Genomic DNA, 20,483 nt, shown 5'->3' on the forward strand with positions numbered 1-20,483 from the left:
ATTCATATGGAAAACTACTTCCTGTTATTCACAGATAGTCTAGTATCATCATTAGTCTTACCCATACATCAAGGTTTTGTGTTCAATACCATGCTTTATTTCAGGTCGTATCACACTCCACTACTTATGTTATTTTTTGGAGTACTAGGATCAAGCCTTGGTGGAATAGTTAACTGGTACTTAGGTAGAATAACAATCTCTATACGAAAATCATACCACAAACTAGAGAACGAGCATAAAACACCAAAAATCGTAAGAAATCTACTGATTTGTGCAGTTGCATTACTTTCGTGGGTGCCAGCACTTGGAAGTGTGATTCAAATTTTATCAGGTTATTTTAAGTTAAACCTTTATATCCTTGCCCCTTTAATCATTCTATCTAATTTCTTCTATTTGTTATATCTAATACTTACTTTTGGCGTATAACAGCTATAGTACTACAGCTATTAAAGCCCACTTCTGTCATCCTATGCCCTGATAGAAGCGGAGCTATAAATTAAATGCAAAATTTCAATAGTTATAAGGATGCACCATGAGCTAAAAGTAACTTTATTTGAAAAAATTTCTCTTATACAAATATCATCAGGAGCAAGGTAGGACATTTGTAATTTTCCAAATTACAAATGTTGTTTTAGTATAACAGTCACTTTTATATTTGGATTCAAAGTCAAGCAGTTTTTCTGCTTCTTCTTCATATTCTTTCAGGTACTCACTAACACTAATTTTTTTCTTACTTCTACGACTTAGTACAATATTGCTTTCGTTTATATATTTTACTGCTTGCCCCAAAGCTAATGGAAAATACTGCAATTCTTTTGTTAGTTTTTTTATTTCTTCATCTTGTAAATTATTTCTTATATTCAAAGCCTTCTTCACAAACCTCAAAGCTTCTGTTTCAGTAAACTCATCTAATTGTATTACTTGTATCTTAGAGGTTGTCCGGAAACAAGTAAAAGGCTATAATATCTGAAATTTTAGTACGGGGTAAAGATGAGAAAAAAGTATCCAACAGATCTAAGCGAAAGGGAATGGGCAAGAATAGAAAAACACTTCAGAGTATCATACAAGAAAGGAGGAAGGCCGCCAAAGTATAGCAAAAGAGAAATATTAGAAGCAATTTTCTATGTATTGCGTACAGGGTGTCAATGGCGGTATTTACCAAATGATTTTCCGCTATGGAAGACTGTGTATGAGCAGTTCAGGCAATGGAAGAAGCAGGGAATTTTTGAGAAAATGAATTATGAAATTACAAAATATAGTAGAAGAAAAATAGGAAGGAATGAGCAGCCGAGTGCCTGTATAGTAGATAGTCAATCTGTAAAGACTACAGAAAAGGGGGGATCAAAGGCTATGATGGAAGTAAAAAAAGTAAAGGGTAGAAAAAGGCATATAATTACAGACACTCAGGGTTTTATACTAGGTTGTTACGTAGGCGCTGCTAACGAAAATGATAGAGATGGTATTAAAATAGCATTAAACAATATGAGAACAAAATATACTAAAGTTAAAAAAATGTGGGCTGACATGGGATACCAAGGAAGAAATTCAAAGAATCACATAAAGGAAGAATATGACATAGATATTGAAATTGTTACAAGGCCTCCATGTAGATTTTGGGTGCACAAAGATACGCCACCTGAGCTACTACCAACAAGAGAACAAGGGTTTAAAGTACAGCCAAGAAGATGGGTTGTAGAAAGGACTTTTGCTTGGGTTAATAGGAATAGAAGGCTATCGAAGGAGTATGATTTACTCACAACATCCACTGAGAATTTCATATACCTAGCTATGAGTAGGGTTATGTTAAAGAGGGAATATGCTTGAATTTACTAGTTTCCGGACAACCTCTTATACCAATTCCCATTACAGGGCAAACAGATGGACAATGATGGAAGAAAAGCCATACTGAAGTAAGTAAAATAGCGAGGTTTAAATGGCATTAAGATCAAAATTATTGGATGAAAAAGTAGTAGAATCAGCAAAAGAAATGCTGAAGAAAGTAATGAATAATGCATATGTTTCAAAAAAACTAAATGCTGTAATTGCAGCAAAAAAGTACAGTATAACGGCTGTAGCAAAAATATATTGCATTTCAAGAAGCGCACTAACTTCGTGGGTAAAACTCTTGAAAATTGGCAGAGAAGAAAAACTGTTTGCTCCTTCACAACGTCGTAGAAAAACTAAATTAAATCAGGCTCAACTACAGCAAATTGAAGAGTGGATAGAAGAAAATCCTAATATCACCATTAAAGAAATGAGAATAAGAATCCAGGAAAAGTTCGGATTAAATATCAGCAAATCTACAGTACACCGCCATATGCAAAAGATGAAATTCTCATATATTACACCAAGACCAGTTCATAATGGACAAGATAAAAGCAAACAAGAGGAATTCAAAAAAAAATCTCAATGGAGCTATTAGCAAGTATCCAGAAAAAGAGCTATTTTTCTTTGATGAATCACGGTTTGGCACACATTCAAAAGTTGGACATGGGTGGTTTAAAAAGGGGATTAGAGCACAGGTTAAAACAAAATTAGGTAGGCAAAATTTCTATCTCTATAGTGCAGTTAATCCTAGAAATGGAGAGAGTTCTAGCTTATTTGCACCAAATGTCAACACTGATTGCATGAACATATTTCTTGAGCAAATTTCGCAATATCTAGAAACACGAGAGGCTTTTCTCGTTATGGACTGTGCTAGTTGGCATAGGTCAAAAAATTTAAAGGTACCTAAAAATATCGACATTATATACCTACCTCCATACTCACCTGAGCTAAATCCTGTTGAGAGGCTTTGGTTATATATAAAACAGAACATTTTGCGCAATAAAATATACGATACAATTGCTCTACTTGAGGGTGCTTTGTGCAAATTTATTACTTCTCTTGCCAGCTCCACAATTAAACAACTCTGCAATGTTTCCTATTTGACTGGACAACAATGAGAATTGGTATTACTCAACTCTTTTGCAAGCAACGCTGCTTGATTATATTTACGTTTAAACAAGCGCATTTTATGTAACGGTATAGGAATTATGACCTCTGCGTTCTGAAATGTATCCTGATTAGCTTGGTGTATCCACTTTGCATAGATTTTTACGTAATTCAAATTATCAAAAAATTTGAAATTTATAATCATGTTTCTACTATGTTGATCATAAGCAAAAACTGATCTTAATACTTTAAACGGTGGAGGATTGATGATGCACTTACCACACGTATAAATATTGTCTGAGATTACTACGCCACAAACATTGCAGTAATGCTTAGTTAGAAAATTGATTTTTTTGTTGCATTCACTACACAGATTAAGATTTTCATCAATGATACATTCGCAACTTACGCATACGCTTGGAAATATGAGATTTGTAGCTTTTTTTAGTAAGAGAAGGTTCACAACTCATTAAATATATTATAAAATAATTTATATAGTATAGCTAAAGTAACTTAAGCTTACACTCTTTCACTTTTTATTTCATTTCAATATAGTTCAAACTGAGCCACTGCTGAGTGCTGTAGCTAGTGCAAGTCAGGTTTTCCTACGTCATACCGCCGCGGTATCTCTAGATCCCGCTAACAAGCAGCGGGATGACGAATTTGTCGTTTATCAAATCGTCGGTAAACCTAAGTCACTTTAGTTATAGTATCAAACATAAAGGTTGCAATATTATGTTGGCTGCTAAAATAGCACCAAGTGCACACAATGAATACACTTTCTCTGCCCTGTGACCCACGTTTATCATTATCTTGATAATACTTGTTATAATTGTCTTTACTCTCAACTCCACAAATTACATCTTTCACAGGTCCTAGCACATTATCAACGTAACGTACAGATTTATAGAAACTATTTTCTGGAACTAGTGTGTTATCTTCTGCTTTCTTAGCAGGTACAACTCCATATTCAACGTACCTTCTAAAGTATCGATATACTGACATTCTTATCTCCAAATCATAAATATGCAACCTAGCCTAATATAATTAAGAAATAGTTTATAATAAATACGTTTTAAGATACCTGCCTGTAACACTTTCTGGAATTTTTGCCACTTCTCCTGGAGTTCCAGTAGCAATCACTTCTCCGCCTTTTATTCCGCCCTCTGGTCCGATGTCTATTATATAATCTGCAGTTTTTATAACGTGCAAATTGTGCTCGATAACTATAACAGTGTTTCCCAGATCGACTAATCTATGGAGTATTTTTAGTAAGTTATTTATATCTTCAAAGTGTAATCCAGTTGTTGGCTCATCAAGAATATACAATGTTCTTCCGGTAAATCGTTTTGATAGCTCTTTGGACAGCTTTATTCGTTGTGCTTCACCCCCAGACAACGTTGTTGACGACTGTCCGAGTTTTATATAGCCAAGCCCCACTTCCTGCAAAGAAACCAACTTTTCTTTTACCATTGGAAGGTTTTCAAAAAAATCACAAGCTTGATCTATCGTCATATCAAGCACATCAGAGATTGATTTTTCTTTATAAGTAACTTCCAATGTTTCCCGATTATACCTTCGTCCTTTACACTGCTCACACTTCACGTAAACGTCCGGTAGAAAATGCATCTCTATCTTTAAGTGCCCATCACCTTTACAAGCCTCACACCTTCCCCCTCTGGTATTAAATGAAAACCGGCCTATATTATACCCCCTTGCTTTTGACTCCGAAAGACCTGCAAACCAATTTCTTATATGAGTAAACATACCGACATATGTTGCTGGATTTGACGCAGGAGTTCTACCAATTGGCGACTGATCAACTTCTATAACTTTATCTATATATTCAAGGCCTTCTATCTTATCGCATTGGCCATACCGTGCAGACGAATGATGTATCTTATGTGCTGAATATTTATATAACGTTTCTATGACTAAACTTGATTTTCCCCCTCCTGATATTCCAGTAACACAAATAAGATTCCCTATAGGAAATTTAACGTTCACATTTTTTAAGTTATTTTCACATGCATTTATTACTTTTATGAACCGAGTTGCTTGCTTTCTTCTTCTTGGAATTAAAATTTTTTTCTCTCCACTCAAATATTGCCCTGTTATGCTCCCTGAATTTCTTTGCACCTGGTCTGGTGTTCCTTCTGCAACAACTTTTCCACCATTTACGCCAGCTCCAGGACCAATATCAATCGCATAATCAGCAGCCATTATTGTATCTTCATCATGCTCAACAACGATTACAGTGTTACCCATGTCTCTCAAGTTTTTCAGTGTAGCAATTAACCGATCATTATCGCATTGATGAAGGCCTATCGAGGGTTCATCAAGCACGTACAGCACTCCTGTTAAACCAGAGCCAATTTGTGAAGCAAGCCTGATCCTCTGACTCTCGCCACCAGAGAGAGTGCTAGATTCTCGATCAAGCGTTAGGTAATTCAACCCTACATTCTTTAAAAATGCTAGCCTCTTGATTATTTCATTTAATATTTTACTTGAGATTTGCTTCTGTTGTTCTGTGAGCTTGTCTGGCAAATTTTCAAACCATTTAAGGGATTCATCGATGCTGAGCCTTGATATTTCACCTATATGTTTGCTATCAATTTTCACTGTAAGCGCTTCTTTTTTCAATCTATAGCCAGTACATTCTCTGCAGTGAGTGACAGAGCAATATCGCTCAACAAGTGTTTCATCATAATCCATCTGGTTCTCCAAGATACTGATCAAACCTTGAAATTTATTAGAGCCAAAGAGTATCATATCTTTTACTTCTTGATCTATGTTCTTCCACGGAATATCAAGGTTAAATTTGTAGTTTTCAGCCAGTGATAGAATTGCACTTTTTAGAAATCCATAACCTGTGTGCACTTGACGGAACATTGATCCCACTGGCTTTAAAGCACCCTCAGATATTGAAAGAGTTTCATCCGGTACTATTAGCTTTATATCAACACTTAGTTTTTTACCAAGCCCATTACACGAACCACATGCACCGTAAGGGCTGTTAAAAGAAAATAATCTTGGTTCTATTTCCTCAAGAGTGAAACCAGACTCGGGGCATGCAAAATTCTCTGAAAAAGTTAGAATTTGACCATTTTTATACTCGGAATTATGGTTGTCAGGTAGGTTTACTATTTCTACATACATTAGACCATTACCAAGTTTTAGTGCGGATTCTATACTACTTGGCAGTCGATTTCCTATATCGCCCAATATTGATATTCTATCTGCAACCACAAAAACGTCGTGTTTCTTGTTCTTATCGAGTTTAGGCAAGTCATCTACATTGTACACTTCACCATCTATTTTGAACCTTACGTAACCTTGTCTTTTAATTTCCAATATCTCTTTAAGATGTTCTCCCTTTCTACCACGCACAACAGGGGCAAGTATATATATCTTAGTTTCTAAAGGTAACGCAATTATAGTGTCTACAATTTGAGACACCGTTTGTTTTGTTATTGGTAATCCAGTTGCAGGTGAATAAGGAACTCCTATTCGTGCATATACTAAGCGCAAGTAATCGTAAATTTCGGTAACAGTTCCAACTGTTGACCTTGGATTTTTTGAGATCGATTTCTGGTTGATAGATATTGCAGGAGAGAGACCTGTAATCGACTCAACATCTGGTTTATCCTGAATGTTGAGAAATTGACGCGCGTAAGCTGACAGGCTTTCAACGTACCGGCGTTGGCCTTCTGCATAAATCGTATCAAATGCAAGGCTAGACTTGCCAGAACCACTTAGCCCAGTTATAACAACTAGCTTATTTTTCGGTATATTGACGTCTACACCTTGCAGATTATGTTCCCTTGCGCCCTTAACTCTGATAAAATCGTCCATATTATACCATATAACGTATTAACCATTATAGCCTCAAAATACGTGAATTTATAGTGATATATTGATTTTCTATTGATTTTTTCAACTGTTACGGAAAATTAGGCAGCGTTTGATAAATCGTCATTCCGCTACTTGTTAGCGGCTGAGATACCGCGACGGTATGACGGTTAAGTAGGCCAGTGCCCTGATGATGTCATCCCAGTGTCAAGCACATAGCTGTACGAACGTTGTAGTTTAGGAGCAATTCCCACCAGTGGGCCAGTGCCCAGACACTGGTTCTATGCAACTTAATTAAAAACGTTTGTTTTAGCGTAAGACAACTACCTTTAGCTCATCAGCTCAGTTATAAGCAAAATTTCTGGATTCCAGACTGGAATGACACCCCCCTGATAGGCTCAAATCATAGTGTTTGTACAGTTGTGAGTTTAGGCTACCTATAAATTCTAAACTGTTGTTACGTATTAGGACCACCAAATACACCCCCAGGACCCAAAGTCAGTTTAGCTATATCAGAAAACAGGTTATGTGGAAATCTTAAAATACTTCTTGTTCGCCAAGCAAAATAAATACATTCCTACAAACAAGCAGATGCTCAATACTGACACATAAGAAAACTTAAAAATTAAATCTCTAATGTATATTGATAAGCATTTACCTGCAGAAAATTTGTATAGTAATCCAACACATACAACGGCACTATCAACCACTGATGCTATAATTAAAGTAATGAAATTTGCCATATGAAAATTCAACTTGGACTTCAATTTTTCAAAAATAATTATGCTTGAGAGAAGAGATACTAAAATTGCAGTATATGAAATCAATATCATCAAATTAAAACTTTGCCATTTAAAAACACAACATAGCGCTGTACACACTATTAAGTTGTACGTAGCTTTGCTTCTGCCATAAAATTCAACCATTGAATTTACAACTAAAGCAGCTCCCACAAATAAGGCAGCACATATCATCAATTTATTTGAAGTGTTGAGTAAAGAAAGACTGATAAACAGGAGTATCGATAAAATAGACATAATTACCTACCCAAAATTAATAACATACATTCATTCTAAATAAACATTACATATAGTAAAAGAGTTATTTAGCATAATAAGAAAAATATTTTATATTAGCATGCCACATCTTTCAGATCTACTTTTAAAACATCCTTTATGTTTAGCACCTTTTTCTCTGTTACTTTGCCAATACATGAATAAACTGCACCTTCAAACAATTCTTCAAACCTCTTCTGATTTTGTGGTGCAATAGTAACCAAAATTCTACTTTGCGATTCAGAAAACATTATTATCTTGTTTATTATGTCTGTATTTTGTATTTTTCCTATTGGCACTAGTGAAAGATCGATTTCAGCACCAAGGTCTCCTGCAATTAGCGATTTTGCCAGAGCAATAACTAATCCGCCTAAGTTTGGTGCAATTGCAGAGGCAATTATGCCATCTTTTATTGCCTGGTTGTAACGCTCATACAACTTCCTAGCGCTCTTTGCATCAACTTTTGGTACGTTGTTATTACCTATTCCACTATATAACTGATATTCAGATCTACCAAGTTCATCAAGTGTTTCTCCAAGTACATATATCAAGTCTCCCGGCATTTTCACATCAAGCGATACCGCATTTTCAATATTTTCTATAATTCCAATTGCTGAGATGAGTAATGAAGGTGGTGCGGAGATTATCACTTTCTCGCCATTTTCATCATATCCCTTGAAGTCATTGAACATACTGTCTTTTCCGGATATGAATGGTGTTTTAAATGCAGTTGCAAAGTCGTAACAAGCCTCTGCAGCTCTCTTTAGCTGCCATAGCCTTTCTGGATTATAAGCATCACACCAGCAAAAATTGTCGAGCAACGCTAGATGATTTATATTTCCTCCTGCGGCTACATAGTTGCGTATCGCGGTGTCAATTGCACATGCTGCCATGTGGTAGGTGTCAATTTCTCCATAACTTGAGCCAAATCCTTGCGATTTTACAACACCTTTATTTGAAGAAAGAACAGGCCTTGAGACAATAGCTTCGCTGCACATTCTTCCCTTGCCTTGCAGTGGTTTTAACACTGACGATCCTTGAACCTCATGATCATATTGCACCACTATGAACTCTTTGCTGCAAATGTTTGGTCTGCTCAGCATTTCTTTTAGTTCAGTTTCTTGGCTTGATGTCATGCAAGTAGCTGACACGCAAAGGGTGTCATGCAAGTAGCTGACACTGGAATCCATTTCACATTCAATTCCACCATTAGATGAGTTTTGGCGTAAAATGTTTGCAGGCTTTACCTGCTGGATCCCAGTGTCAAGCACTGGGATGACAGGAAAGGATACAGCAGACTCCTTAGACCACGGCTTTGTCTGTAAATGCACTTTAGGATTACCATCATGCAGAAATTCAGTTCCGATATCCATTATTACTTTCCCTTTAGGACATTTAACAACAGCTTTACCACTCTCATTGAACTCTCCAATCACACAAACCTCCACATCATGTTTTTTCATGATTTGCTTAAACATAGGGAGATTTTCTTCTGGCACTGCTAAGGTCATTCTCTCTTGTGATTCTGATATCCATATTTCCCACGGAGCCATACCATCGTTTTTAAGGAGAACCTTGCTCAAATCAACTTCAAATCCGTCTTTTCCCATTTCACCAATAGATGATGATAGACCGCCTGCTCCATTATCCGTTATTGCATTATAAAGATCAAGATCTCTTGCTTCCAAGGCGGCGTTGGATAATTTTTTTTGTGTTATAGGGTCACCAATTTGCACAATTGTTGAAGGGCTGTTTCCCGACAAAGCCTCTGAGGAAAACGTTGCACCGTGAATTCCGTCCCTTCCAACTCTTCCGCCAATAATTACGATTTTATCGCCGTTTTTAGGCCCTTTGATGTGTGAAGGTGCGTTATTTATGTTGCGTGGAATAATTCCGACACTGCCAACAAAGACTAACGGCTTTCCACAAAATCTATCGTCAAAATATACCGATCCAAGTTGTGTTGGAATACCAGAGCAATTACCAGCAACATTAACACCGTGAATCACTTCTTTCATTATATATTTTGGCGGTAAGATCTCATCAGTGCGCTCTTTATCCCTATAAAACTTGCCTTTTGCTTCTTTGGCAAAGCAAAAGTAATAGGTATTCATTATAGGCTCTGCGCCTTTACCGAAACCAACTATATCACGATTTACTCCAAGCACTCCAGTCATTGCTCCACCAAATGGATCAAGAGCTGAAGGGCTATTGTGAGTTTCAACTTTATCTACAATCAAGTAATCGTCATCAAAAATTATTCCTCCTGCGTTGTCAGAGAAAACTGACACACATATGTCAGAATTTATCTCACGCGTTGCACGCTTGATATAATGTGCGTATAGGCCATCTTTTATTTCATCAATGGGAGAGCAAAAGATATTGTGCTTACAATGTTCAGACCAAGTTTGTGCTAGGGACTCAAGTTCAATATCATATGGATTTCTATTAAGTTTTTTAAAGTAATCCTTTATAGCTTTCATTGCTGCCAGAGAGAGCCCTAAAGTGCCATTACCATCGATTCCATCTCTGCTGATCTTTTCAAGCTCTTGGTCACTTACATTGAGGTCAACGGACTTAGTACTATCCTCTGTCATCCCAACCCTACCTTCTGTCATTCCAGTGCTTGACACTGGAATCCAGTTTTCATTATACAATTGCTTGAAATTTTCTGGATCCCAGTGTCTGGGCACTGGAATGACACCTTTTAATTTACCGTAATGCCTCCAATAGCAATTGCCGTTTTCTTTATAAACAAGAATGCAATACTCAGTGATAGGATTAAATTCTTGTTTTATATCATCTTCAGTTGCTTGACTTAGAATCAATTTTGAACTTCTTGCTTTTATACAAACATTTTCATCAATGTAGTCCTTGTTTATTAAATATTCTCTAACAATTTGTTTCGCTGTGTTGCCTACATTGTCAGTCATGCCAGGTAAAAAGCTTATCTCCAAGCCCCACTTTGCTTGTGGTTCTATGAAGTTATATTGAACTTCTTCAAGGTTTTCATTGTAGGAATAATAACGGCAGTCTTGTATGACTTTATTATAAAATAGCCCACAAATTTCTTCATGTAATTTTGATGGTAATTCTTTGCTTATGTAAATCAAGTAAACATTAACTACCCTTCTGCGGCCAAATTGTTCACATTTATTTAAAACTTCTATTCTGATGTTTGCCATGTAATATTGTGAAAGACTTTAATATATCATAGCATAAGAAACTGCGAGCACATTTATATTTTAAATAATTTCTATACAATAAAAGTATTGTATTAATTGTTACTGTTAGTGGGAAGAGTTTTTACTGTTAATGTGGATGAATCCCTTTTTGATGTGCTGGTTCAGCACATATTTTCTGAATATGAAAGAGAAAAAATTCCCGAGATAAAGGTCATACTTCCTTGCAAGAGGGATGTGATAGCGCTGCTGAGTGCATTCAAGAATTATAACGCTGAAAAATGCATAATTTTGCCAGAGATAGTTTCGCTAGAGAACATTGATGAGGAAGATTTAATATTAAATCTTGATAGAGTTAAAGTTATAAGTCCAATAAAAAGGACGCTGCTACTCATTCAATTCATATTGGAATGGAATAGAAAAAATAATGATAATTTCCCAATTGATTTAGCTTATAGCCTGCCATCATTGCTTGATAAAATTCAATCTACCCAAACAACGGATTGTTATCAATTTGATGAACATTCAAAAAAAATAGAGAATTTCATAAGCTTACTCACTGAGACTTGGAGTAAAACTTTAAAAGATTTAGAAGTAGTAGATATATTAAAACATAAGAGTGATTACATAAACAATATGATAACCTCTTTACAAAAAGACCAACATATAATCTTTGTTGGAATTGGAAAGGATAAGTCGTTAATTAAGGCTATATATGATCTGCCATTTGGAAAAATAATTTTGCCTAACCTGAATTTGAAAATTAAAGAGAAAGACTGGAAATTGCTTGATAAAAAACACTATCAATATTGCCTGAAAGATCTACTCGATTATTTAAAAGTGGATAGAAGGGATGTTAGTTTTCTGCCAGAAGCGTGTTCTGGTGTCATCCCAGTGCCCAGACACTGGGATCCAGAAAACTTAACTTTAAATGAGCGCACCAGGTGGCTGTATAATGAAAACTGGATCCCAGTGTCAGCTACTTGGATGACAGAAGAAAGGGCTGGGATAACAGGAAGTCCTGAGGAATATCTAGATTACGTCTTTGATACAACTGCCGATCTAAGCAAAGTTAGTAGTGGACATGTTGGCAATATTGAAGTCATCACTTGTGATTCCAGAGAGGAAGAAGCACAAGTGACATCATTAATTATAGAAAATGAAGGTTATGAAAACATTTCTTTGGTCGTCTTTGATAAATTACTTGCAGCTCGTATAGCATGTTTATCAAGGCAACACAGTGCCATACCGGAAAATTACCCTTATATAACGCTTCTGCTTTATAGTATCGAAGTTTTGACCTCAAATTGGAGCAGTGTGTCATTACTTTCGCTCCTTAAACATAGGCTAGTGACTTTTGGTTACACTCAAGAAGAGTACACTCGGATTTTATCTGAATTTGAAATAGAGATATTACGCAACTTTAGTACAAATGGCCTGAGCGATATTATAAATGCTATCAATGCCCATAAAAAGCTAAAATACAAAGAAGATATATTACTTATTATCAGTAAGTTAGAGGTTATATTTAATCCTTTACTTCGTTCTATAAATTGCTCTATTTTTGATGTGGTAGCAACTCATTTGCAGTGTATTAATATACTATCTGGTATAAATTTTTCAGAGCTAAATAGTGAAATAGGTAATTTTACCTGTAATTTTTCAAATGCATGTGAGGGTGTAGAAATTAAATGCTCCTTAGAGTTATATAGCCAAATTCTGACCTTATTTTTAGAGAAAGAGTTTTTCTCTGTAGCAAGTGACTTGAATAAATTCAGCTTATATCACAACAAAGTTGTGATACTTGCTGGATTTAATGAAGCGCCAAGCTTTCAAAGTCCGCTTTTGAATGCACTTACGAGAGAAAAATTTAATCTTCCTTCTGCGCAAGAAGAGCAGGGGTATTTTTTTTATACTTTACACAATTTGTTTTGTGCAAGTAAGGTTTATATTACAAGATCGCTAAGCCATAGAAAACCAATGCTATTGCAGCGTTTGGAAATTCTGTTGCAGGGGTCAAAATATCCTTATCGTGATTGGCTAAGGATATTAAATACGCCTGAATGTACTGTTCCATGTACTCAGCCTATGCCAAAACCTCAAACCGAAGTTAGAAAAGAAAAAATGCAGGTGATGTCTTGCAGTGCAATAGAAAAGCTAATTCGTAATCCTTATTCATTTTACGTTGAGTATATACTGGGCCTTAAACAATTAAGAGACTTGAATTTTAAGCCATCGATATTGGAATTTGGCACTATGGTACACAACATTCTTGCAAGATATTTACGCAACAAAAAATCTCCAATGAGCATTGCACGAGAAGCATTCTCGACTAGTCAGTTTAATTTTTCAAATATGTGGTGGGTAAGACTACAAAAGATAATTCAATCTTTTGTCGAATTTGATGAAACTCGAAGCAATTATGTTGAGTTGGAAAAGAGCTTTTCCTGTCCGATATTTCATATTCCAGCGCGTGACACTGGTTCTTGTGATCAGTATGAAACTGCTTGGATGACGAATAGAGATCTGATCCCACAAGAAATCTTACTGACAGCAAGATGTGATAGAGTTGAGTATCTACCAAGTGGGCAAGTAGCAATTATAGACTATAAGCTTGGTACACCACCTTCCAATGAAGAAGTGATGTCGGGGTTTTTTCCGCAATTAATTTTACAAGCCTTAGCGGTAGAACATATAACAAAAAGAGAAGTCTCAGAACTTGCTTATTGGAAACTTGATTATGATAAAATAAAAGTTATTTCTATACAAAATTATAGATACAAAATGCAAGAATTAAAAAATGATCTGCCTGATTTTTTATCTAACTATTTAAGTGATTCCACACCCTTTATTGCCTCTCCATATTTTGATAAATTCTTGAGATTTAACAGCTATAAACAGCTAGAAAGGGTAGGAGAGTGGTTGTAAATGGTGTCATCCGAGTACCTGACACTGGTTTCTATCCAAAAGGGTGTCATCCCAGTGCTTGACACTGGGATGGCTTTGTTGCATCACACTTTATGAGATGGTGATTTATGGTAAATTCATGTAACTATCTCAAATTTAGCCATACCAATATCAGTGAATTTATTAAGCAAATAGCATTTGATTAGCAGTTCTTTTTCTCGATTTATCTCAGATTTATTCCTAAAACTAAATCCGAATATTTGCTTTAATCTTGAGAAAAACCCTTCAATATAAGATCTTTTCCCATAATTTACTTCTTTTTTCCATTCTTTCATGCCATCTTCACCGTATAATTTTATTAACCTAATAGCAGCATTCCTGTCAGACATATAATCTATTTCTGGATGTTCTGCCGCATTGTTTATTGGTGGAATTTTTGTCTTTATATCATATTTGTTACACAACTTATAAAACTTGTGCCTATCACATGCTCCATACGCGTCAAGTTAAGGAAATAAAGGTATGAAAGAGATAGAATAATAAGGTATAAGTTCTCCCAGATATACTTTTAGTGAGAGAACCAATGAATAAAATAACTTGCTTATCAAAAAAGCTCAAAGAATTTTTTAATGAAAAAGCAGAGAAAATCTCAATTACAACAAGGTTTATAAAAAGAAAGAGAAAGCTAAAAGGTTCATCATTCGTAAAAGCCATGGTCTTGGGTAATATAGGAGTTGATAATTGTAGCGTAGAAACAATGTGTCAATTACTAAACGAGGACTCGATAGATATAACAAAACAAGGTTTGGATTTTAGATTTACTGAAGAAGCAGTGGAATTTATGAAAAGGATGTATAATGAATCTGTGGTTCTCTTTAAAAATATCTTGCAAGTTGATTGCAAAATCTTACAGCAATTTAATAGTGTTAAATTATTGGACAGTAGCTATATTACTCTACCTAACAGTATGGAAGAGATGTATAAAGGTTATGGTACTAGCTACAGTGGCTATGAAAGCAATACTAAGTCTGGAATAAAGTTACAATTAGTTTTCGATTACATGAATCAGATAATAGACCAACTTAATTTAACGGAGGGAATAAGATCAGACCAGGGATATAGGAAACATTTAAGTAATATATCAAGCAATGATTTGCTAATATCTGATCTCGGTTATTTTGTGCCAAGTTCTTTTAAACAAATCAATGAAATAGGAGCTTATTTCATAAGTCGTCGATACCAACGTATATGATGTAGAAACAAATCAAAAAATGGAGTTATTAGAATGTTTAGAGGATAAGTTATTTTTAGAAAACGAGGTATTGTTAGGAAAAGAAGCAAAAATTAGAGTAAGAATTATATGTCAGAAACTAACTGAAGAACAGTCTATAGCCAGAAGAAGGAAAGCTAATAGATTAGCAAGATCGCAGGATCCTCTAAAAGAAATCAAAAATTGTTGAATTGGTATAACTAATGTTCCAGAAAATAAAATTAGTGCTGAGCAAGTATTACAGAGTAAGGTGGCAAATTATTTAAATTGTATAAAAGTCATATCAGGCTTGATAAGCTAAAAGGAAAGCCATGCAGAGTATTATGTGAACTATATGCTAAATTGTGCGCAATTCTTATATTTTACGGCATAGTTGGTTGCACAGAAGTGAAAAAGAATACAGAACTTAGCTTAACAAAGGCATTTATTGAGCTAAAAAGGCGGGTTAGAGAGTTATTTTTAGTATTAACCAAGATTAATAGTTTAAAAGCATTTCTTAAAAAACTCACTATAACTTGGTCGCGATTTTCATTAAAAGACAAACGTAGAAGGGCTAGAGTATCCACTTTAACCTCTCTAAATTTGCTCACAATCTCTTAACTTGACGCGTATGATCACATGCTCTATCTGCATATAGTGCTTTTATGGCATGCTGAAAATCAACTTCTTTTAGCAAATCACAAGCTCCATAGTGATCAGAGTAGACACCGTTACTGTATTTTACAGCTATGGCTTTTTTGTTGTTTATATTCAACATTACGTGCAATTTTCTCGTTTGCTCATAGCCACGATATTTTCTGTCAGTGCTATTTTCCTTGCTGTGACCAGGAGTGTTGTTGTATATACTAATTCCTGTACTGTCTATAGCAATTTCGATATCTTCCATATTAGAGGTTGTCCGGAAACTAGTAAATTCAAGCATATTCCCTCTTTAACATAACCCTACTCATAGCTAGGTATATGAAATTCTCAGTGGATGTTGTGAGTAAATCATACTCCTTCGATAGCCTTCTATTCCTATTAACCCAAGCAAAAGTCCTTTCTACAACCCATCTTCTTGGCTGTACTTTAAACCCTTGTTCTCTTGTTGGTAGTAGCTCAGGTGGCGTATCTTTGTGCACCCAAAATCTACATGGAGGCCTTGTAACAATTTCAATATCTATGTCATATTCTTCCTTTATGTGATTCTTTGAATTTCTTCCTTGGTATCCCATGTCAGCCCACATTTTTTTAACTTTAGTATATTTTGTTCTCATATTGTTTAATGCTATTTTAATACCATCTCTATCATTTTCGTTAGCAGCGCCTACGTAACAACCTAGTATAAAACCCTGAGTGTCTGTAATTATATGCCTTTTTCTACCCTTTACTTTTTTTACTTCCATCATAGCCTTTGATCCCCCCTTTTCTGTAGTCTTTACAGATTGACTATCTACTATACAGGCACTCGGCTGCTCATTCCTTCCTATTTTTCTTCTACTATATTTTGTAATTTCATAATTCATTTTCTCAAAAATTCCCTGCTTCTTCCATTGCCTGAACTGCTCATACACAGTCTTCCATAGCGGAAAATCATTTGGTAAATACCGCCATTGACACCCTGTACGCAATACATAGAAAATTGCTTCTAATATTTCTCTTTTGCTATACTTTGGCGGCCTTCCTCCTTTCTTGTATGATACTCTGAAGTGTTTTTCTATTCTTGCCCATTCCCTTTCGCTTAGATCTGTTGGATACTTTTTTCTCATCTTTACCCCGTACTAAAATTTCAGATATTATAGCCTTTTACTTGTTTCCGGACAACCTCTTAGTATCCAAACGATCTATCGAGCCCTTAAAAAAATTGGATTTACGCGCAAAAAAAGACATATGGATACAAGGAAAGAAACGAAGAAAAACGTGCTGAATTTTTGAAAATTATAGCGACAAAAGAACCTAAAAACTTAGTGTATATAGATGAGTCTGGCATTGATAACACCGAAGACTACCCCTACGGATATTGCCAGAAAGGACAGCGGTTTTATGCCTTAAAATCTGGAAAGAAAACTCAACGAATCAGTATGGTTGCAGCCTTAAGTGGAAGAAAGATAGTTGTTCCGTTAACCTTTGAAGGCCACTGTAATATGGATGTTTTTAATGGATGGTTTGAGCAATTTTTGACACCGATCTTGGAACCTGGACAGACTGTCATTCTTGACAATGCTACTTTTCATAAGTCTGATAAAGCTTGCTAAAGGGGTTGGTGCAGAAATTTTGTATCTGCCGCCTTATTCTCCAGATTTCAACAAAATTGAGCATCATTGGTTTGCTATAAAAAACAGAGCCAGGAAAAACATTCCTCTATTCGAATCCTTTCGTCGTGCTGTTGATTCTGCCTTCCTATGACCTGTTCGGACTATTATGAGAAATGCTATACTACATAAGGCCTAATTTCCGGAAGATCAACTTTTTGGTGAACATAAGGTTTTTCGCATATTACAAGCTCTCCTCCGCATTCGCAAATATTAGGCAACTCTATTTTTACTACTTTATCCGCTTCCATTGTGGCATGAAAATTTCCTTTATGCCCAACCTGATCGCCAACATTCCTTTCGCTTTTTGGCTTGTCCTTTTTTATTTTGTATAGCTCTTTTGAGCTGGGCAGGGATGAGTTTTTTGAATTTAAACCGAGCCTTTCCTTTAATTCAGCGTTCTCTATCTTTAAAGCTTTATTTTCTGCTTTTAAGTTTTCTATCTCTGCTTTCAGTTTTTCTATTTTTTGCTGTAAATTTTTGCAAAGTTCTCAAAGGTTTACCACATTACCTCACTTTTGCTCTATGATTATCTTTATTATCTTGCTTTGTCTACCTTATTCTACCACTCCGCTGAACGGATACCTTGGGTTAGCTATAGCTAACACCACAATTGTACTAACATTGTGATTTGAGAACAACCTTCACCAGAAAGGGTGTCATTCCAGTGTTAAGCACTGGAATGACGAGAGGTAACGCAAGAAGTTTACTCTTAATAAAAACCTGATGATGAATCATTATTACCAAATTTCGGCCTATTTCTATTGCTGAAACCAGAACGAGGACGAGGAGGCCTCTTATGGTGACTTCCTCCAGGTTTTCTACTAAATGAATTATTGTAATAATTATCCCTGTCATTTGGACCATCTTTCCTTTCCTCGTTGTAAAGCTCACCTTCAAAAAACTCTCCCGTCTCTTGATCAACCCGACGTCTTGACAACTTTGGACACCCACCTTTTTCGAAGTCAATTACTAGTGCTTTGAAAGTATCATCTTGTTTAAGTACGCTCTCTATAGAATCTATATGTTCATTAGCTACTTCACTTATGTGCATTTTTCCTTTTCTGCCATTAAGAAATTCAAGCTCTACAATAGACTTCTCTATTCTTACAACCTTGACATCAACTATAGAACCTTGTTCTAGTTCTGTTATTGAATCAATCATCATACTCTTTGCAATTTCAGCTTCAGTGCCACTCGTAGCAAAAACAGAAACTTTACCATCATCTCCTATTTCAATTTTTGCATTACTTCTTTCACACACACTGCGTATATTTTTCCCCTTAGAACCTATAGCAGCAGAAATTTTGTCTTTATCTATGTAAAATGATAACATCCTTGGTGCATGGTCTTTGACATCATCACTGTGTTCTGAAATCACTGCATTCATTTTTTCTAAAATATGTAATCTTCCAGCTTTTGCCTGTTCTAAAGATTTTTCAACAATTTCAAAGCTTATACCAGAAATTTTCATGTCCATTTGTAGCGCCGTAACCCCTTCACTAGTTCCTGCTACTTTAAAGTCCATATCACCAAGATAATCTTCATCACCAAGTATATCGGAAAGTATTACATACTCGTCTTTATCTTTGATGAGACCCATAGCAATTCCAGCAACAGGGGCCTTTATTGGCACACCCGTATCCATTAAAGCAAGAGAAGTCCCACAAACTGTTGCCATAGAAGAAGAACCATCAGACTCCAAAATTTCGGACACTACTCTTATTGTATAAGGAAATTCAGACTTATCGGGTAAAACAGGATGAATTGCTTTCCAAGCAAGTTTGCCATGACCGATTTCTCTTCTTCCTGGTGCACGCGCAGCAGAAGTTTCTCCAACAGCAAATGAGGGAAAGTTATAATGCAACATGAAATGCTCACGTCTATCCCCTTCAATATCATCCACAATTTGCTCATCTTGAGTGGTGCCAAGAGCAGTAACAACCAGTGCCTGAGTATTGCCTCTTGTAAATAGTGCAGAACCGTGAGTTTTGGACAGAATATCAACTTCAACTTCTATCTGACGTATCTCATCATGCTTACGACCGTCTATCCTTACACTTTTCTTCTTAATTATTTCACGTACTAAAGATCTTTCAAAGTTTTTTACTGCATACGTAATTAACTTTTCGTCTTTTCCAGTTTCTTTAAGAGTATTCAATATATTCTCTCTGATCGCTTCTAGAGCTTGAACTCGCTCTTGTTTTACTGTTTGCGAATATGCTTTTTCAAAATCTTTACCGTATTTTTCGAGCTCTTGTGTTATATCTGATGCATCAATAGGGGCAAAGCTCTCAGGTTTATTGCCAATTGTATCAGCAAACTCTTTTATGAGCTTAATGACAGGCTTAAGGTGTTCATGGCCAAATTTTATTGCATTAAAAACATTTTCTTCAGAGAGCTCTTTCACTTCTGATTCAACCATTAAAATTGAATTTTCATCACCAGACAAAAACAGATCCAAGCTGCTTGCTTTCATCTCTTGAACAGAAGGGTTGAGTATATAGTTATTATTTTCATCACAACCAACCATCACTCCAGCTATAGTAAAGTGAAAGGGAACACCAGAAATTGCAAGAGCTGCAACAGCACCAATCAATGCTGGCACTTCAGGAGGATTGACTGTATCATAAGTTAATAGATTGCACACCACACTAATTTCATCATGAAATCCTTCTGGGAATAGTGGTCTTATACTTCTATCTATTACTCTTGAGATTAAAGTTTCTCTATCAGATGGCTTGCCTTCTCTTTTAAAAAACCCGCCAGGGATCTTACCCATGGCATAGCTTTTTGCGATAAACTGCACATTTAAAGGTAGGAAATCAACGCTTTCTTCCTTCTTTTTACGTACAACAGTTACTAAAACAGAAGTATCACCGTAATTTACAACTACTGAACCATGAGCTTGGCGTGCTATTTTTCCTGTTTCTAAAGATAAGGGACGACCACCCCACTCTATAGATTTTTTTATAATTTTAAACATATTAAA

Annotated in this window: 12 protein-coding genes and 4 pseudogenes; 6 read left to right on the forward strand and 10 right to left on the reverse strand. The window is 35.7% G+C overall.

Features of this window, described 5'->3' with window-relative positions:
- Positions 1–6: 6 nt before the first annotated feature.
- Positions 7–426, forward strand: a complete 420-nt coding sequence (locus ABWU31_RS00240; protein WP_077188498.1) for a YqaA family protein — start codon at positions 7–9, stop codon at positions 424–426.
- A 156-nt stretch (positions 427–582) separates the two neighbouring features.
- Here the strand turns inward: ABWU31_RS00240 and ABWU31_RS00245 are convergent, their stop codons facing one another.
- Positions 583–864 (reverse strand): hypothetical protein, encoded by a 282-nt coding sequence (locus tag ABWU31_RS00245; protein WP_353271231.1) that lies wholly within the window; start codon positions 862–864, stop codon positions 583–585.
- A gap of 126 nt (positions 865–990) precedes the next feature.
- On the opposite strand from ABWU31_RS00245, the gene ABWU31_RS00250 reads away from it, so the two are divergent.
- A complete protein-coding gene (locus tag ABWU31_RS00250) occupies positions 991–1,824 on the forward strand; it encodes an IS5-like element ISWpi1 family transposase (RefSeq protein WP_353271068.1) in 834 nt (277 codons plus the stop codon).
- A gap of 109 nt (positions 1,825–1,933) precedes the next feature.
- Positions 1,934–2,945 (forward strand): IS630 family transposase gene (locus ABWU31_RS00255; protein WP_353271209.1). Its coding sequence is split into 2 segments (ribosomal slippage): positions 1,934–2,395 and positions 2,397–2,945, totalling 1,011 coding nucleotides; the frame shifts between segments, so codons are not numbered across the junction.
- Here ABWU31_RS00255 and ABWU31_RS00260 read toward each other — a convergent pair.
- The 4 genes and pseudogenes from ABWU31_RS00260 to ABWU31_RS06725 all read right to left on the reverse strand — a co-directional run.
- A pseudogene (locus ABWU31_RS00260) lies at positions 2,945–3,397 on the reverse strand (ComF family protein); the annotation flags it as partial. The gene ABWU31_RS00255 and the pseudogene ABWU31_RS00260 sit on opposite strands and share 1 nt — an antisense overlap.
- A 227-nt stretch (positions 3,398–3,624) precedes the next feature.
- Complete coding sequence (locus tag ABWU31_RS00265; protein WP_010082388.1) at positions 3,625–3,939, reverse strand: hypothetical protein; 315 nt, start codon at positions 3,937–3,939, stop codon at positions 3,625–3,627.
- Between the two features lie 54 nt (positions 3,940–3,993).
- Positions 3,994–6,789, reverse strand: coding sequence for an excinuclease ABC subunit UvrA (gene uvrA / locus ABWU31_RS00270; RefSeq protein ID WP_353271232.1), 2,796 nt, complete (start codon positions 6,787–6,789; stop codon positions 3,994–3,996).
- Positions 6,790–7,918: 1,129 nt separating this feature from the next.
- Positions 7,919–11,026, reverse strand: a complete 3,108-nt coding sequence (locus ABWU31_RS06725; protein WP_236514424.1) for an AIR synthase-related protein — start codon at positions 11,024–11,026, stop codon at positions 7,919–7,921.
- A 108-nt stretch (positions 11,027–11,134) separates the two neighbouring features.
- On the opposite strand from ABWU31_RS06725, the gene ABWU31_RS00290 reads away from it, so the two are divergent.
- On the forward strand, positions 11,135–13,951 hold the full coding sequence (locus tag ABWU31_RS00290) for a WPE palindromic element domain-containing protein (RefSeq protein ID WP_353271401.1): 2,817 nt from the start codon (positions 11,135–11,137) through the stop codon (positions 13,949–13,951).
- Between the two features lie 116 nt (positions 13,952–14,067).
- Here the strand turns inward: ABWU31_RS00290 and ABWU31_RS00295 are convergent, their stop codons facing one another.
- Entirely contained in the window at positions 14,068–14,394 is a 327-nt protein-coding gene (locus tag ABWU31_RS00295) for a transposase (protein WP_338482649.1), read from the reverse strand.
- A 119-nt stretch (positions 14,395–14,513) separates the two neighbouring features.
- Here ABWU31_RS00295 and ABWU31_RS00300 point away from each other — a divergent pair.
- Positions 14,514–15,800: pseudogene (locus tag ABWU31_RS00300) on the forward strand (IS4 family transposase).
- Here ABWU31_RS00300 and ABWU31_RS00305 read toward each other — a convergent pair.
- Complete coding sequence (locus ABWU31_RS00305) at positions 15,787–16,122, reverse strand: transposase (RefSeq protein ID WP_265029944.1); 336 nt, start codon at positions 16,120–16,122, stop codon at positions 15,787–15,789. The pseudogene ABWU31_RS00300 and the gene ABWU31_RS00305 overlap by 14 nt on opposite strands.
- Positions 16,115–16,948: an IS5-like element ISWpi1 family transposase gene (locus ABWU31_RS00310; protein WP_353271068.1), complete on the reverse strand. Its 834-nt coding sequence runs from the start codon at positions 16,946–16,948 to the stop codon at positions 16,115–16,117. Before ABWU31_RS00310 ends, ABWU31_RS00305 begins: the two co-directional genes overlap by 8 nt.
- 58 nt (positions 16,949–17,006) lie before the next feature.
- Here ABWU31_RS00310 and ABWU31_RS00315 point away from each other — a divergent pair.
- Positions 17,007–17,585: pseudogene (locus ABWU31_RS00315) on the forward strand (IS630 family transposase); the annotation flags it as partial.
- Between the two features lie 28 nt (positions 17,586–17,613).
- Here the strand turns inward: ABWU31_RS00315 and ABWU31_RS00320 are convergent.
- A pseudogene (locus ABWU31_RS00320) lies at positions 17,614–17,955 on the reverse strand (DUF6444 domain-containing protein); the annotation flags it as partial.
- 248 nt (positions 17,956–18,203) lie between these two features.
- Positions 18,204–20,477, reverse strand: coding sequence for a polyribonucleotide nucleotidyltransferase (gene pnp, locus ABWU31_RS00325; protein WP_353271233.1), 2,274 nt, complete (start codon positions 20,475–20,477; stop codon positions 18,204–18,206).
- Positions 20,478–20,483 lie beyond the last annotated feature (6 nt).

Source organism: Wolbachia endosymbiont (group A) of Alloplasta piceator (assembly GCF_964028505.1).
Taxonomy (GTDB): Bacteria; Pseudomonadota; Alphaproteobacteria; order Rickettsiales; family Anaplasmataceae; genus Wolbachia; species Wolbachia pipientis.

Excerpts from the sequence above, each read along its gene's own strand:
- ABWU31_RS00240 (WP_077188498.1), top strand. The coding sequence starts at position 7 with ATGGAAAACTACTTCCTGTTATTCACAGATAGTCTAGTATCATCATTA.
- ABWU31_RS00250 (WP_353271068.1), top strand. The coding sequence starts at position 991 with ATGAGAAAAAAGTATCCAACAGATCTAAGCGAAAGGGAATGGGCAAGA.
- ABWU31_RS00265 (WP_010082388.1), bottom strand. The coding sequence starts at position 3,939 with ATGTCAGTATATCGATACTTTAGAAGGTACGTTGAATATGGAGTTGTA.
- uvrA (WP_353271232.1), bottom strand. The coding sequence starts at position 6,789 with ATGGACGATTTTATCAGAGTTAAGGGCGCAAGGGAACATAATCTGCAA.
- ABWU31_RS06725 (WP_236514424.1), bottom strand. The coding sequence starts at position 11,026 with ATGGCAAACATCAGAATAGAAGTTTTAAATAAATGTGAACAATTTGGC.
- ABWU31_RS00305 (WP_265029944.1), bottom strand. The coding sequence starts at position 16,122 with ATGCTTGAATTTACTAGTTTCCGGACAACCTCTAATATGGAAGATATC.
- ABWU31_RS00310 (WP_353271068.1), bottom strand. The coding sequence starts at position 16,948 with ATGAGAAAAAAGTATCCAACAGATCTAAGCGAAAGGGAATGGGCAAGA.
- pnp (WP_353271233.1), bottom strand. The coding sequence starts at position 20,477 with ATGTTTAAAATTATAAAAAAATCTATAGAGTGGGGTGGTCGTCCCTTA.